The organism is Microcoleus sp. Pol8_D6, from assembly GCF_036700965.1.
GTDB lineage: Bacteria > Cyanobacteriota > Cyanobacteriia > Cyanobacteriales > Microcoleaceae > Microcoleus.
This window is the reverse complement of sequence record NZ_JAUBPW010000054.1, coordinates 1-15,612: the sequence shown is the minus strand read 5'-3', so window position 1 is coordinate 15,612 and position 15,612 is coordinate 1. Positions and strand designations below refer to the sequence as shown.

Here is a 15,612-nt window from a genome sequence, read left to right as displayed (position 1 = left end):
TTGGGATTTTTTTTATTCGATCGTCTTACTGCACATTTTGTACAAGTTAAGTGGCTACTAACTAATTGACTGCTCGATCGCAATTTCCATGCAAAACTCAGTACCTCGATCGCCCAATCGATCAAACTTGCTTTCCATACCACACATATTTGCTTTTTGTCAAGAGAAATAGAGCACTTTTGGGATGCTTAACTGAGTGATAGGAAATTTGATAAAGATTTACAAAAGAAACGTGTCAGAATGGAAACAATAAGGTAATGGGTAACAGACAAGGAGGCACTGATGGTAGCGCTGACTGAACGAGTCCAACGCAGATTGACGGTGGAAAAAGTCGAAATTGCCCCTGACACAACGGCAATTCGATGCCTGGACTGGGATAGAGACCGCTTTGACATCGAATTCGGACTCAAAAACGGTACAACATACAACTCATTCATCATTCGCGGTGAAAAAACAGCCCTCGTCGATACCTCGCACGAGAAGTTTCGCCAGCAATACATGGAAACTCTGACGGGCGAAATTGACCCCAAAGAGATTGACTATTTAATTATCAGCCACACCGAACCAGACCACAGCGGTTTAGTCAAAGATGTGCTGGCGTTGGCACCCCAAGCAATTGTCGTGGGGGCAAAAGTAGCAATTCAATTTTTAGAAAACCTTGTACACCAACCATTTGAGCGATTGGTAGTCAAAAACGGGGACAAACTAGATTTAGGAAACGACCACATTATCGAATTTGTATCGGCGCCGAACTTGCACTGGCCCGATACTATTTTTAGCTACGACAGCAAAACTCAAGTGCTGTTTACCTGCGACGCTTTCGGGATGCACTACTGTTCCGACAGCACCTTCGATGACGATTTAGCAGCAGTTGAGGAAGATTACCACTTTTATTATGAGTGTTTGATGGCTCCCAATGCTCGATCGGTACTCAGTGCGATGAAGCGGATGGCAGAGTTGGGAGAAATCAGTACAGTTGCGACCGGTCACGGTCCGCTGCTGCGACACAACGTAGTTGAGCTCACCGGGCGCTACAAAAAGTGGAGCCAAGCGCAAGCTAAGGCAGAAACCACTGTAGCGGTATTTTACACTTCCGATTACGGATTTAGCGATCGACTCAGCCAAGCGATCGCCCACGGTATCACCAAAACCGGTGTCGCTGTGGAAATGATGGATTTGAGAATCGCCGACTTGCAAGAAGTCCGCGAACTTGTTGGTACCGCCGCCGGTATCGTGATTTGTTCGCCGCCGAGTAGTGGTACGGCTGCTGCGAATGCCGAAGCTGCTATCAACACAATTTTAGTTGCGGCTAACAACAAACAATCTTTCGGTTTGTGCGAATCCGGCGGTGGCGATGACGCATCGATTTACCCGCTGCGAAACAAGTTCAAAGAGTTGGGTTTAAAAGAAGCATTTCCCAACATTTTAATTAAAGAATCACCGACAGAAGCGAGTTATCAACTTTGCGACGAAGCAGGCACCGACTTGGGACAGTGGCTGACGCGGGACAAAGCAGTCAAACAGATGAAATCCCTCGACAGCGACCTCGATAAAGCTTTGGGACGAATCAGCGGCGGACTGTACATCATCACCGCCCAAAAAGGCGATGTTAGCGGTGCGATGCTAGCTTCTTGGGTAACTCAAGCTAGCTTTAAACCGCTAGGTTTAACAATAGCAGTTGCGAAGGATCGGGCTATCGAATCGATGATGCACGCGGGAGATAAATTTGTTCTCAACGTGCTGGAAGAAGGCAATTATCAAACCTTGATGAGGCACTTTTTAAAGCGTTTTGCTCCGGGTGCAGATCGATTTGCCGGAGTTAAAACTCAACCAGCAACCAACGGTTCTCCGATTTTGACAGATGCTTTGGCGTACATGGAATGCGAAGTAGTCAGCCGGATGGAACTTTCGGATCATCATATCGTATATGCGATCGTCGATAGCGGCCGCGTCTCCAATCCAGATGCACTGCCTGCTGTTCACCACCGAAAAGTTGGAAATCACTATTAGGAAGTCAGTTGACGGTTGACAGTTGACGGTTGACAGTTGACGGTTGTCAGTTGACTGTTGACTGTTGGCAGTTGTCAGAAGCAAGAGGGAAATCCAACGATATATTGATCGACTGTCTGAGTCAACACACCCCCAACATATAGTAAGGTGCGTCAGCCGATGTTTTATTCGACTTCATCATCGACTATCTACTGACGCACCCTACAATTACAGTCCAGGACACAACTGGCTAGCCAAAAACTCTCAACTTTGGGTGCTTGTGGCGCACCTTACCAGGTTCAGGGTGTTGGGTGCGCCACAAGCAGCAAACCGGGCAAACCGTTGTCATTTAGACTCCATTTTAATAGGGGAATTGCCAATGCCTGCCAATCTTTTAGAAGACCGAGATTACACAATTATTATTGCCAGAAGCGATGCCAGCAGAGACCCTCACCATCCTTGGTACGAGGATTGGGTAGAAGCACAGGCATCTCTGATCGACTTAGCAAAAAAATGTCAGGAATTTGACAGCGACGGCATCACCCTTTACGAAGCTTCTACTCCTATGTGGAAGTATAAAAATTCAAATGTTGCCCGGTTAGCTCAAATTTTGCAGCGACAAAATACGGAACCGGATTCAGAAAACCCGACTGCAATTAATTTGGAAGAAGCTCTGAAAGCAACTTTTAGTGATTATTTCGCAAGCAAACCAAATGCCAAAGGGAAGAACGGAGCAATAATTGTTGCAGTCCTAGATCAAAAACCAGAAAATACTGCTGCTGTTGCCGAAATTCTTGTAAGTGCGGCCAATACAATAGATAAAGATGAAGAAATTGGAGTGAGCTTTATCCAAATTGGGGATGATTTGACAACCAGGGAATTTCTGATTGACCTGGATACCAATTTACAGGGTCGAGGTGCAAGGTTTGACATTGTAGATACCAAGTTTTGGCACGAAATCAAAAGAAGTTCTGTAGTTCAGTTTCTCATAGGTGCAATTAATGACTAACACTTTGACTCCTAGACTCGCATCCGATGCCAAACCCCGCGACGTGCAGTTTATCCCGATCGCACTCGATACTTTTATTGTGCGATCGCGCACTTGGGATCGACTCAAATTTGAAGTCGAGTATTCGCTGCAAAAGGGTACGACAGCAAATAGCTATATTATTCAAGCTGACAAAACTGCTTTGTTCGACCCGCCGGGGGAATCTTTTACTGAAAATTACCTGGAATTTTTGCAGCAACGGGTGGACTTGAAAAAGCTGGATTACATAATTTTGGGGCATTTCAATGCTAACAGAGCAACTACGATTAAAGCTCTGTTAGAATTAGCTCCTGAAGTAGCCTTGGTTTGCACGAATCCAGCGGCAATTAGTTTGCGAGCCTCTTTCCCCGACCAAGAATTAAACATTATGATCGTTCGGGGAGAAGAAACTCTCAATTTAGGAAAAGGTCACGCCTTAAAATTCATCGCGACTCCGACTCCCCGCTGGCCTGACCAACTTTGCACCTACGATCCGCACACTCGAATCGTGTTCACGGACAAACTATTTGGAGCTCACGTTTGCGGCGACCAAGTATTCGATGAAGGCTGGAGCGTTTACAGCGAAGATCGGCGCTATTATTACGATTCTCTGCACGCATCCCAAGCAAAACAAGTGCTGGCAGCAATGGATAAATTCGCCGATTTACCCACAGCATTTTATGCTCCCGGTCACGGCCCGATCGTCCGTTACGGCCTTAATGAACTGAGCAATTTGTATCGGGAATGGAGCCAGCAACAAAATTCAAAAGACTTGACAGTTGCTTTGATTTATGCTTCTGCTTACGGAAATACGGCTACTTTAGCGCAGGCGATCGCCAAAGGAATTACGAAAGCCGGCGTTGCGGTGGAAAGTATTAACTGTGAATTTGCCGAACCGGGAGAAATTCAAGAGGCGATCGAAAAATGCGCGGGATTTATCATCGGAACTCCCACGCTAGCAGGACACGCTCCGACGCAAATTCAAACTGCTTTGGGGATTGTTTTATCTACCGCAACTAAGAGCAAATTAGCGGGGGTTTTCGGTTCTTTTGGCTGGAGTGGAGAGGCGATCGACTTAGTGGAAAACAAGCTGAAAGATGCTGGCTATCGAATTGGATTTGAGCCGATTCGCGCTAAATTTAAGCCGACGGCGGCCACAATTCACGAGTGCAAAGAAGCGGGAACGGATTTTGCTCAAGCTTTGATTCGATCGCAAAAATTGCGGGCACCGAAACCGCAGTTAGCAGCGGGGAGCGATCGCACTGAACAAGCAGTAGGGAGATTGGTTGGTTCGCTGTGTGTACTCTCGGCGAAGCGGGGGGAGGTTAGCAGTGCGATGCTGGCTTCCTGGGTGTCGCAAGCAACTTTTAATCCGCCGGGTGTGACGATTGCGGTGGCGAAAGATCGATCAATCGAAGCTTTGATGTACGCCGGAGATAAATTTGTGCTGAATATCTTAGCCGAAGGGCGACAGTTGCGGAAGTATTTCATGAAAAACTTTGCTCCCGGAGAAGACAGATTTGCCGGAGTCGAAACAATGGAAGCTAGCAACGGCTGTCCGGTTTTGACTGATGCTTTAGCTTATTTGGAATGCGAGGTAATAAGTCGGATGGAATGCGGCGATCACTGGGTAGTTTATGCAGCGATTGAAAACGGTCATTTGCTGCAAAATGATGGGGTGACAGCGGTGCACTACCGGAAATCTGGGAGTCATTATTAAGGGGAAGTAATCTTGATAAATCCTCGCTTTTCCACAAGTCCGCCGGGGGTTTAAACCCCTGCCGGACTCTGGGAAAGCGCGTGTTTCATAATATATAAAACTCCCTTACTTTTCTTTTATTTCCTGTTCCGGCCACAGATAAATAGCGCCAGAAATCAAAGTTAAAGCCACAGAAACCCAAAAAGCAATTAATGCGGGAAAATTCCACGCTTCAGACAGAGGAGCAATTAAAAGTGCGATCGCCACAATCTGACTCACCGTCTTCAACTTCCCCCAAATATTAGCTCCCGAAATCGTAGTTTTATTAACACGCCACCCGGCAATTGTCAACTCCCGACCCAAAATTAAAAACACTGCCCACGCCGGCACTTTCCCCAACTCAATCAACACTAAAAGCGGGGCGAGAACCAACAATTTATCCACCAAAGGATCGAGAAACTTACCCAAATCGGTAATTTGATTTAGTTTTCTAGCCAAATAGCCGTCCAGCCAATCAGTAGCCGCAGCTACCACAAAAATTACGGTGCAAATCCAGCGGCTTTGCGCGCTTGGGTCGTACAAACCGTAGAGCAGAAAAGGTACTCCCAGTAAGCGAGAAAAAGTAATCAAATTAGGCAAATTCATAAGAGATAGGACTAAGGCCAACTGGCACATTAAACAAAGGTATGTAGTTGCGCTTTAGCGCTCTTAGCTTAGGAAAGAGGGCCCAAGCACAACTACATACCTAAAATTTAACCCTATTTGTGACAGTTGGCCTTAGTCCTAATAGAAAGAAGTTTGGCAACGAAGTAGTGTAAGGGATTTAACGGATGTAATATCAAATCCGTTAGCATCGGAATAGTAAATTCGAGTTCACTGTTGACTGTTGACTGTTCACGGCGTTCACGGCGTCAACCGTCAACATCATGTATGAGTGTAACCGGAAATGATATAACCTATCTCAGGAAGAAGTCAGAAGTCGATCGCACAATTCATTAACTTTCGATCCAGTTCTATGATATAATCTCGACCGTAAGATTGATTTTCTAATCCTTGTACCAGATTTTCTGGCAGGTCTTGGGCAATTTCACTGCTACAGGAACCAGCAGCTAAAGCAATAGTTGCTACTGTATCGACATCTCCCGAAAAGGCAATGCAATCTTGGAGCAGTTTGCTCATACTATCATTTCGCATGACGGCAGTAATAGCTGCTCTAACACAGACCAAACCTTTAACGCTGACTTCTCCTTGCCAAGGTATCGACCACTCACCAGCGACGTGCCTTTCTAGAAAATTTCCCAAATTTTTCTTTAAACCTAGCTGATAAATAAAGTAATGGGACATCAAAGCTGCTGCTATAGCTGCATTAATGCCATCAGGAGTGTTGTGAGTAATGGCAGCTTGAAGGGTAGCATTTTCGATGACTTTTTCAATAGTAGGAAAAATGCCAATCGGCCCGGCTCGCATCGCCGATCCGCTTTTATCGCTAGCGGAGTGAATTTTTTCTAAGAATTCTTTTCCGTCTTGAACTTGTAGCAAAAAATTGTAAAATTTACCAGCATAACCAAATCGCCGATCGCGCTGAAAAGCTGCAACAAATTTGCTGGCTAAAAGTTCCGGTGTCCAAGGTTCTCGGCTGACGATAGCTTCTGCGACGGCTAAACTCATCTGCGTATCGTCTGTGTAACATCCAGGCTGGATGTCGTGGCGGGGATGCTTGATGTAACCGTTGAGATTGTTGTACAATTCGATCGTCTGCTGGTCAACAAATTCAAAACCCGCACCGTAAGCGTCACCAATCGCTAATTCTATTAACATATATTTAATCCGTTTCCTACTATTTCATCCCCTATTTTTTCCTAAAATTTAAAATCCAAAAACCCCCCAAAATAGCAAGTCTATTAACACGCACCGTTTTTACTCAAGACAACCAAAATTGTTTTGCAAATCAGAGTGATGTCGTAGACAACAGACCACTTGCCCTGATAGTCGAGATCCATGCGGACAATCTCGTCAAAGTCTTTAACTCTAGACCGTCCGTTGACTTGCCACTCCCCAGTCAGACCGGGTTTGACATTTAAACGCTGCCAGTGGAACTCGTCATAGGCAGCAACTTCATCGGGAGTTGGCGGTCGAGTTCCCACTAAACTCATGTCGCCAACTAACACATTCCAGAATTGAGGCAACTCGTCCAAACTCGTGCTCCGCAAGAAGCGGCCGACGCGGGTAATTCGCGGGTCATTTTCATTCTTAAAAATGTGACCCTTGGCTTGGTTGCTAACTAAATGTTTGAGATTTTCTGCACCGACAACCATGGATCGAAACTTCCATATTCTGAAATGTCGCCCTTTGAAGCTGCAGCGGACTTGACTGTACAGCAGCGGGCCCGGATTGTCTAATAGCATCGCCACAGCCACCGGCACCGCCACCACAGCAGCAATTGCCAGTCCCAGCAGCGCACCCAAAATATCGATCGCCCGCTTTACCTTGCTCGTTACGGATCGGTGATGCTGTTGTTTTGATACACAGACTTTGTAAGTAGATTCTTGAAAAAATAAGGACAGCATTTCGGATAATGATGATTTAGACGAGACACCCATCGGAAATTTCATATGATTTCTCTCAACTTTAACGATCTCTTACGTCCATCTTATTAGCCATCCCAAATCTTCAGAACCTGAAGAGCTGAGCTTTGCACAATCTTTAAAAAGCCATCACACTTTTATAAAGTTTCTATGTACCTTTTATAAAAACGTATAAACTTTATGTAAAATTACGTAATTTTACATAAAAAAGTTAGTCCAGTACCCAAAAAAACCTGGTTTCAGCTAGGGCTCTTCCCGGAAGACAGGGAGGATTCTACTGAGAAACCGGGTTTTTTGCCGTTTAGCGATAAATATCAGTGCGAACATCCCAAGCAAGTGTTAGCGGCTCTAACAATTTTTGCTGGCTGCTAGAGGCGAGTTTGCCTAAATATTCACGAACAACAGAGGCGTGTTCGAGATTCAAACGATAACCCCGTGAGACATCTTCAAAGAAAAGCGGCTCAGCCAAAATTTCTTCCCAATCAGGATTTTGCCTCGACTCCTCGACCAACAGCATGAAATCTTCGTCCGCAGGCACAAGTCCCGCCGGCAAATTTCCTTCCAAAATCCGCAAAACTCGGGGTTCGCAGGTGCGGGTATTTACGCCTTGGCGTTCCAACAACTGCAAAATTTCCTGAAAGCTCAGAGTTTCCTCACCCAAAACCTGCATTAATTCCCACAGCAAAAAAAAGTCGCTGTACTGCTGCTGCGACAAATCCAAAATGTGAGGATAGAGAGCCAAACTCGCCAACCCGCAGGCAACTCGACCAAATTTTTGGGAAAAATTGGTACTTTGAGATACAGAATTTAATGCAGAATTGTGAATCTCAAAAATATCTCGATCGCCCTGCAATTCCTGGTCTTGAACCACGATCGCATTCGGCAACTTCTGCCGCAACCAGCGGGCGATCGCAGGCCAAGCACCCATACCCCCCGCACAAATCGCCTGATTAATCCCCGCCGGCGACATTCCCGCGCGGCTCAGCAAAGCATTCAATTCACGGTTCAACTGCTGCACAAAAGGCACTAAAACGAGACTTTCCAAATCTTTGCGCTTCACATCCCAATGCTGCTGGCCAATATCCAAACTAAAACTTTTTTGATGTTGCAAAATAACTTTTATTTGCCTTGCCGCCTCTAACAATTGCAGGCCAAAAACAGAACCTTGTAACTGCTGCTGCAATTGATAGCGGTTCGGCAAATCTGGATGGCCAGGACGTGGCAAATCGATCGACATTCCCCAAGTTTCATTTTTAGCCAACAACTGACAGATAATATCCTGATCGAAAGCATCGCCAGCAAAACCAAAACTCTGGCAAGTAAAATCAGCACGAGTTAAATCTTGAAGATTGGACGGCAACTCAACTAAAGCTAATTCCACCGTCGCCGCCCCCGCATTCAAAATCAAAGTTCCCCCGCTAAAAGAGGAAGCATTCACAGTCAGCGGTGCAGCTTCTTCAGTGCCCTTAGCAGAATCCACGGCTGACGACTCGGCTTCCATGCCATTTTTCACAGGAGTTACAGCAGCAAGCAAAGTGGCGATCGCATCTTCCACCACAAAAATTTGCGAACCAGAAGCCACCAGAGACGCGCCCAAAACCGCCTCCCGCAGATTAAACATATAAACATCCGACCAACCGGCCGGAGTCCCCAAAATTACACCTTGCAAGTCTAAAAGCGCCGCATCGAGAGTTTCGGGCGTCAGTCCCGAAGCCCTACAAATTAAATTGGAAACTGGCAATCCGGCAAAATTCGCCCTCGGCATTGCAGAATCCAAAATTTCCTCGGATTCAGCAAATTTTTGCCCCTGCGTCCTCGGATTCAAAGTAGCCAGCAGCGCCCGCACAGCTTGCAGTGGCAAGGCGATCGAAAAAGCCTGCAAGGGCGACCACTGCAACAGCGGTTCGTACATCCCAGCAGCCTCCCGCTGATAAGGGATGCCCACCTTTAAAGGCCATTTAAAATTTTCCAGTAAAAATTCTCCTGCCGCCAAAGCCTGGGGTCGGAATCCCACCGACTTGACTGTCACCTCTGACCCTGGGCTTCCTGGGGCTGTTTCCGCCAGCACCGCAGCCGAGGGAATCCGAAAGCTGGCGTCTGCTGGGGAAGCCTCAGCCTGCGATGCTTCCCAGTAAATTGGGTGCAACTGGCCGCTGGTGCGATCGACCAAAGCCGCAGACAAGCCACTGGAACCGAAATCAATGCCCAAATACCAGCTAGAATTCCGGCGTTCTGGGGATGGGGCGATCGCACCTGCTGCAGAATGCCCAGCCGAGTCTTGCTGCTGTGTCCCGGCTAACTCGCTAAAATCGGTTTTGCCCTCAACAACTGCTGCTTTACTCTCTGTCGAAATTAGGTTTTTTTTTTGACTTTCTGGAGGACTCGATCGCAGTTCGTTAGTTTCGGCAGTTTCTGGAGGGGGAGAATCAGTCGAAGGTCGATCGGTCTCGGTTAAACTAGCCAAAATCTCGTCTAGCGTCAAATTCGAGTCATCTTCCTCAGCAAACAAATCATCCTCAAGTTCGTTTTCCAAAACAAAAGGTTCATCCTCAGATGAAAGTTCCAACACATCGGAGAACAAATCCTCCAGCGTGCCGAGTTCTTCCTCTGCCGCCTCCGCAAAGGGATTGTTTGGAATGCCTTCGGGGGAACTCGCCGATAAATCCAAGCTGTTAGCGACTGAGAAATTCGATCGCCCGAAGCTAGTATTTTCCAATCCCTCCAGATTGTAGAGGTCTGCCTCCAAAAGTTCCAGAGTATTGTTGTCCAAATTTAGAGCTCGATCGAGGTCATCTTCTAATGCCTCGACCGGCAGCAAATCCTCGTCCGGCGAAGCTTGGATGTACCCATCATCGAGCCGCTGCGAGGATGAGTCGAATTCACCAGTTTGAACGTCACCGGCACTTGGTACAGCGGGCGTGGCACTGGGTTGGTTCGGGCTAATTTCTACAGGCGTTCTCAACGGCGAAGCTGCTGATTGAGTCTCAGTAGCGCTGAACTGCTCGCTGAGGTTTTGAGCCGTTTCTAGATTTTCTCGATCGTCCCCCTCAAGTTGCACCTCAGCGGTTGAGGGTGGTGCTTCTGAAACTTGAGGTAGTGTTGCCACTTGCGGTTCAAATAAATCTGCACTATCTAAAGTTAGAGACTCTACAGAATTCCCCCTTACAAAGTCTGAACCTTCATCTACTAAAGTCTCTTCCAGAGATTCGCCTTCATCCAGCAGATTTATAAACAAATCTTCGGTCATTTTTAGCGATTCGGCAGTTTCCTGATCCGTCGCCTCTTGATATTCTACACCTTCACTTTTGGTCTCAATTACATTATTTCCTACCGGGAAACTTTCGATTTCTAATTCTACTTCAGGAACCGCTTCTCCCGCAAACAAACTTGCATACAAATCCTCAATCTCTTCTTCTGTTTCTGTTAACCTATTCTCCGATTCACCGCCAGTAAACCGAGCTGCATTTCGAGATATTTCGGGGGTAGAACCAAACAAATTATCTTCCGACTCCGGGAGCAAACCTGGGGCTTGAATGCGGTCGCGGTCGCGCCTCAACTGTCTGAATTGCGGAGAAATTTCTGTACCAGCGTAGGGAAATCTGTCTTGTTCTCCGAATTCGCCGGTGCGAATTTCCTGCACCGAGTCTTCCGTCAGAGTCTCTGCGGCTGAGTGCTCGATCGCAGTATTTGAAGGGGCTGGAGCGACAGGAGATTGATCGGCTGCTGTTGGGGTGACGGTTTCGAGATTATTTGCTAAATCGATCGGCTGTTGAACGTAGGATGAAGCTTCTCGCCCCAACTGTGCAGCTAAGTGGTTGACCAAAGCCGCGAACATCGCCTCGCTCTGCTGGCTCAAACCGTACATATTTTCGAGTTCTTGTCTCAAGGAAGCTTGATAGCTTTGCAGATTTGCTTGCAAAGCCTCGAACACGATAGCCATCCTAGAATCGAGACTCATCAGCAGACTGTCAGCATGAGATTGGAAAAGTTGCATTTGCTCCAACCTCTGAGCCGGCGTCAGCAGCGGGTTTTCTTCTGAGGTTTGTCGGTTAAGTGTTACGTCAATAGCCGATTGTTCATCAGGCGCACTGCCCAAAGAGTATGGTGCTGAGATGCTTTGCAATAACTGATTTTCTAGGGAACTGAGAATTTGGGAGAAATCGCTAGTCAAGGTTTCTTCCAAGCGACCAGTCAGTACCTGCAAGAATTCAGCAATGATTTGTTGTTGGTTGGCTTGTTGCTGAGCTAGGGATTGTTGCTGCTGCCGTTTTGCTTCTAGCTGTTTGATTTCTTGAATTAGAGCTTGCTGCTCTTGCCGCAGAGCTTCTATATCTTCTTGGAGCGGCCCTGTCAGGCTGGAACGCAGGTGGCTGATTTCTCCGGTTACGGCAAGCATGATTTGCTCTGCTGCTGAGGGGCCAGGAGCGGGCAGAGGCACTTTGGGTACTGGAACTGGTTGTGGGCGCACATTTGGGCGGGCGGGGGCCTTTGGGGCCGTTAGCTTTGAGTCTGAGGAAACCAGATAAGCGCGAACTCGCTCTAAAAGTTGGCGCTGGTGGACAGTATCAAGAGAACCCGTCCAAGGCAAGCGGGGTGCGGGCTTGCTGAGTACCTCGTCAATCTCAGCAATCAGTGCTTGAATTTTGTACTTCTGAGAATTCAAGGGCGGAACCTCTGGGAATGCGGCTTGGGAGAAACTTTACCGAAAAAAGACTGAAGTCAGGCGGCAGCGATGCCAATAGATAGAATAATCTGAATGCGAGTCAGTCAATAATTCACTAATATTTTCTGACAACTGTTAATTAACGTTTTGTCTGCGGATAACTTCTATTGCCTATCATAGGTTAGCCGGTACTTCCGCACCAAATGCCCGCTTCTATCAATTCCAAGTGCTTTCAAATTCTGCGACTCAGGGGCGAGTTTCCCTGCCCGGAGGCTGATTCCTGCTCGGAATAGCTGCGATCCCGACGAACTTTTGCCTTCACCGGCTGAAACGGCGGGCCGCACACTGTCACCGCGAGTTTAGTTAGCATGGTGGGGCGCCACTGTCTCTTCATCTTTCACCGACTTGGAAAAAACCTCAAACAATTTGCGATTTGGGATACCGAGATTCGGGATTGTCCCCGTATACTGGATTTGAGTAACCTTTGATTATAGCCTTTTATCTGTCTTCATGACTAGATACTAATGGTACAATAATCTTGGGGTAGCAGAAAAGTTTGCTGGGAGGTGGGTGGGTTTCGCTCGCCAAGAGCGCCTGTCTTTAGGCTCGCAATGGCTGGGGATTTTGCCGATCGTGCTGACATTAGCCTGGTTCTAGGCAGTTTGGATTTGGGATCTGTCTACCGTGCTTGCAGGCTTGTACTCGTGGATTCTACCTTCTCGACAGCAGGGCGAGAGTGACAACAAATCTCTCAGCAGTGTTAAGCTTGTCTTCGCGAAGTGCTTTCAAAGGTAATTCGATCGGCTCAGTCGTTTGCCACATTGCTAAAATTTTGTTAATAAAATTTGCTCAGTGGTATATATCTAAAAAATTATGGTATATTCTTTAGTTTCTAGCTCCCAATCAGAGCTTGAGGCTATTAATTCCCATATTGAGCCTTTGACCGCAAAACTTTAGAGGTAAAATTGCCGATTTTAGATCCTTGATTTTAGATCATTGTTTCTCAAATCTTGAATCTCAAATCGAATGACTCGGCTGCAAGCTATTTCTAACTGCCCAGCGCAGCTCAAGCGCATAAATTAAAATGATGGCCTCATGGAAGACCGCTTTAACACCCGAGATCCGAATTCTAATATAAATCAATTGATAGTTTCTACTCCTTTTTTTGCAGGATTACCCGATCCTGTAATCGAGAGAGCAACTGTCCACATCGTTACCCGCAGTCATCCGTCAAATCAAGTGATTTTACTCGAAAATGACTGGGGAACATCAGTGTATTTTATATTGGATGGTTGGGTGAAAATTCGCACCTACAACCTAGACGGAAAAGAAGTAACACTGAATATTTTAGGGAAAGGAGAATTATTCGGGGAAATGGCCGCGATCGAAGAAGCACCCCGATCGACAGATGTGATCACCCTAGCCCCGACACTGATCGGCAATATGCCATCTCAGGATTTTGTGCAGCTCATTCATACCGAGCCGCTAGCAGGCATTCGCCTAGCTCAACTGATGGCGCGTCGCCTGCGACAAGTCAACCGCCGCCTGCGTTTGCGAGAGTCTGACAGTACGTCGCGAGTAGCAGATATTCTATTATTTTTGGCAGAGGGGCAAGGCAAAAAAATCCTGGAAACAGGAGGTACTGAAATACCGAACCTGCCACACAGAGAACTGAGCAGTCTCAGCGGGCTGGCTCGCGAAACAGTAACGCGAGTGCTGAGCAAGCTGGAAAAAAAAGGAACTATTCAGCGCGAACGTGACGTTTTGTGCATTCCCGACCTGCACGCCTTAGAGCGTCTGTTAGTCTAGAAGTATCAGAGTTTGCTTTTATTGAATCTAATTCAAAAGCACTCTCTGTTAACTAACTGATATTAATGATTTCCCGCAGGAGGTAAAGCTGTGAGTTTTAAGAAAATTTTCGCCGCCTTAGATGATTCTGAACTCGGCCACCGCGTCTTCACTCAAGCTTTAGAATTAGCTCTGAACGATCGTGCCGAGGTGATGCTCTTTAACTGCGTTACTGTTAACTCGCTGGGCGAGACGGCAGTGCCAATTCCGGTAGATTTGGGCATGAATGTCGAGTTAATGGATCAAGCTTATCAAGCTCAACGTTTGCGGCTGGAAAGGGAGGTAAAACAGGCTTCTGGTTTGCTGAAAAATTACTGCGACGCCGCAGCAAACAAAGGATTGCAAGTGGAATTTGACTGCAAAATGGAGGGCGATCCGGGGCATTGTATCTGTGAATCCGCCGAAAATTGGGGCGCAGATTTAATAGTGTTGGGGAGGCGTGGCCGCACGGGGTTCACAGAAGCTTTCCTCGGCAGCGTCAGCAATTATGTCGTTCACCACGCATCTTGTTCGGTTTTGGTAATCCAGGAAGCCAAAATTGAAAAATAATGCTGCTGAAAATTTAGGCTGAGAAAACCCATCTAAAATAAGACTTGCGTTCCTACCTAAACCCGGTTTCTGCGAGCAATATTAAATTTGGCGGCGAGGCATCCAAACAGTGAAACCGGGAATCAGCCGTATGGGGCGCAAGTCCCGTAAAATCTAAAATCTAAAATCTAAAATCTAAAATCTAAAATCGGAAAATCGGGAATCAGCCGTATGGGGCGCAAGTCCCGTAAAATCTAAAATCTAAAATCTAAAATCTAAAATCGGATGAGTGATTTTTTGTCAGCAGATGCTGCGTCTAATTCGAGTAGTTCACCCAGTACAAATAACGAGCCGCAAACCGCCGATATTTCAGCAATGGCTGGCGATCGCACCAATCCCGATCCGGGGAAGCGCGCCTCTGGGGAAGCGCCTTTAAGGCTGGTAGAAACGGCTTTTTTGGCAAGTACCGCTAGCTTAATTTGGCTGGTAAATTATTACTTTCCGCTGGGGCCTTTGCTGCGGGTTTTTTTCCCGATACCCATCGCCCTGGTTTACTTGCGCTGGGGCAACCGAGCCGCTTGGATGGCAGCTTTGGTATCGGGTTTGCTGTTGTCGGTACTCATGGGCCCGACGCGCAGCATTTTATACGTGATGCCTTTTGGAATAATGGGAGTTGCGCTGGGAGGACTTTGGAGGCGTAAAGCGAGTTGGTCACTCTCTATTAGTGTGGGCGCTGTCATTGGTACTGTCGGCTTCTTTTTTCGGTTTTGGCTGCTGTCGGCGTTGGTGGGTCAAGATCTATGGGTTTACGTAACGGCCCAGGTAACAGAGATGGTGGAATGGGTGTTTGTGAAGCTGGGCTGGCTTAATGTACCGAGTTTGAACACAATTGGGGCGATCGCCGCCGGGATGATTTTGGTTAACAATATTGTCTATTTATTTGTAGTGCATTTAGTAGCTTTGCTGCTATTAGATCGTTTGGGAAATCCAATTCCGCGGCCACCAAGCTGGGTACAAGTTTTGATCGATTATGAAGAGTAGTTATTGGGCATCGGGCATCGGGCATCGGGCATCGGACATTGCTAATTGCTAATTGCTACTAAATAACTAAGGACTAATAACTAATAGACCTCTCGTGAAAAGCAAGTCTTGAACAGGCAGGATGCCTGTTCCACAATAATTATTGCAGAGGTCTAATACCAATTTCCTAAAATAGTGCTACAGTTAGTAGGTGTACCTTTGGTGAATTAGTACCCAAATATAAAGAATAAAA

The 15,612-nt window shown here is 46.8% G+C and carries 11 protein-coding genes; 6 read left to right on the top strand and 5 right to left on the bottom strand.

From position 1 onward, the window contains the following. Positions 1 to 282: 282 nt before the first annotated feature. The 3 genes from QUA10_RS20275 (at position 283) to QUA10_RS20265 (ending at position 4,736) form a co-directional block, all read left to right on the top strand. Positions 283 to 2,010 carry a diflavin flavoprotein gene (locus tag QUA10_RS20275; RefSeq protein WP_333082707.1) on the top strand — a complete coding sequence of 576 codons (1,728 nt, stop codon included), beginning with the start codon at positions 283 to 285 and terminating at the stop codon, positions 2,008 to 2,010. Positions 2,011 to 2,368: 358 nt separating this feature from the next. Further along, positions 2,369 to 2,998 (top strand): hypothetical protein, encoded by a 630-nt coding sequence (locus tag QUA10_RS20270; RefSeq protein ID WP_333082706.1) that lies wholly within the window; start codon positions 2,369 to 2,371, stop codon positions 2,996 to 2,998. Then, on the top strand, positions 2,991 to 4,736 hold the full coding sequence (locus QUA10_RS20265) for a diflavin flavoprotein (RefSeq protein ID WP_333082705.1): 1,746 nt from the start codon (positions 2,991 to 2,993) through the stop codon (positions 4,734 to 4,736). Before QUA10_RS20270 ends, QUA10_RS20265 begins: the two co-directional genes overlap by 8 nt. A 105-nt stretch (positions 4,737 to 4,841) precedes the next feature. Here the strand turns inward: QUA10_RS20265 and pgsA are convergent, their stop codons facing one another. The 5 genes from pgsA to QUA10_RS20240 form a co-directional block, all read right to left on the bottom strand. Next, positions 4,842 to 5,360, bottom strand: coding sequence for a CDP-diacylglycerol--glycerol-3-phosphate 3-phosphatidyltransferase (gene pgsA, locus QUA10_RS20260; RefSeq protein ID WP_333082703.1), 519 nt, complete (start codon positions 5,358 to 5,360; stop codon positions 4,842 to 4,844). A 327-nt stretch (positions 5,361 to 5,687) separates the two neighbouring features. Next, positions 5,688 to 6,533, bottom strand: coding sequence for an ADP-ribosylglycohydrolase family protein (locus tag QUA10_RS20255; protein WP_333082702.1), 846 nt, complete (start codon positions 6,531 to 6,533; stop codon positions 5,688 to 5,690). A gap of 83 nt (positions 6,534 to 6,616) precedes the next feature. Beyond that, complete coding sequence (locus QUA10_RS20250) at positions 6,617 to 7,327, bottom strand: sugar transferase (RefSeq protein WP_333086352.1); 711 nt, start codon at positions 7,325 to 7,327, stop codon at positions 6,617 to 6,619. A 274-nt stretch (positions 7,328 to 7,601) separates the two neighbouring features. Beyond that, entirely contained in the window at positions 7,602 to 11,963 is a 4,362-nt protein-coding gene (locus tag QUA10_RS20245) for a hypothetical protein (RefSeq protein WP_333082700.1), read from the bottom strand. A gap of 232 nt (positions 11,964 to 12,195) precedes the next feature. Then, positions 12,196 to 12,333 carry a hypothetical protein gene (locus QUA10_RS20240; RefSeq protein ID WP_333086351.1) on the bottom strand — a complete coding sequence of 46 codons (138 nt, stop codon included), beginning with the start codon at positions 12,331 to 12,333 and terminating at the stop codon, positions 12,196 to 12,198. Positions 12,334 to 13,058: 725 nt separating this feature from the next. On the opposite strand from QUA10_RS20240, the gene QUA10_RS20235 reads away from it, so the two are divergent. The 3 genes from QUA10_RS20235 to QUA10_RS20225 all read left to right on the top strand — a co-directional run bounded on the left by QUA10_RS20235 (position 13,059) and on the right by QUA10_RS20225 (position 15,380). Next, positions 13,059 to 13,772, top strand: coding sequence for a Crp/Fnr family transcriptional regulator (locus QUA10_RS20235; RefSeq protein ID WP_190663937.1), 714 nt, complete (start codon positions 13,059 to 13,061; stop codon positions 13,770 to 13,772). Positions 13,773 to 13,862: 90 nt separating this feature from the next. Further along, positions 13,863 to 14,360 carry a universal stress protein gene (locus tag QUA10_RS20230; protein ID WP_333082698.1) on the top strand — a complete coding sequence of 166 codons (498 nt, stop codon included), beginning with the start codon at positions 13,863 to 13,865 and terminating at the stop codon, positions 14,358 to 14,360. Positions 14,361 to 14,624: 264 nt separating this feature from the next. Beyond that, positions 14,625 to 15,380 carry a DUF2232 domain-containing protein gene (locus QUA10_RS20225; RefSeq protein ID WP_333082697.1) on the top strand — a complete coding sequence of 252 codons (756 nt, stop codon included), beginning with the start codon at positions 14,625 to 14,627 and terminating at the stop codon, positions 15,378 to 15,380. Positions 15,381 to 15,612 lie beyond the last annotated feature (232 nt).

Excerpts from the sequence above, each read along its gene's own strand:
- QUA10_RS20265 (WP_333082705.1), top strand. The coding sequence starts at position 2,991 with ATGACTAACACTTTGACTCCTAGACTCGCATCCGATGCCAAACCCCGC.
- QUA10_RS20235 (WP_190663937.1), top strand. The coding sequence starts at position 13,059 with ATGGAAGACCGCTTTAACACCCGAGATCCGAATTCTAATATAAATCAA.
- pgsA (WP_333082703.1), bottom strand. The coding sequence starts at position 5,360 with ATGAATTTGCCTAATTTGATTACTTTTTCTCGCTTACTGGGAGTACCT.
- QUA10_RS20240 (WP_333086351.1), bottom strand. The coding sequence starts at position 12,333 with ATGCTAACTAAACTCGCGGTGACAGTGTGCGGCCCGCCGTTTCAGCCG.
- QUA10_RS20255 (WP_333082702.1), bottom strand. The coding sequence starts at position 6,533 with ATGTTAATAGAATTAGCGATTGGTGACGCTTACGGTGCGGGTTTTGAA.
- QUA10_RS20270 (WP_333082706.1), top strand. The coding sequence starts at position 2,369 with ATGCCTGCCAATCTTTTAGAAGACCGAGATTACACAATTATTATTGCC.
- QUA10_RS20250 (WP_333086352.1), bottom strand. The coding sequence starts at position 7,327 with ATGAAATTTCCGATGGGTGTCTCGTCTAAATCATCATTATCCGAAATG.
- QUA10_RS20225 (WP_333082697.1), top strand. The coding sequence starts at position 14,625 with ATGAGTGATTTTTTGTCAGCAGATGCTGCGTCTAATTCGAGTAGTTCA.
- QUA10_RS20275 (WP_333082707.1), top strand. The coding sequence starts at position 283 with ATGGTAGCGCTGACTGAACGAGTCCAACGCAGATTGACGGTGGAAAAA.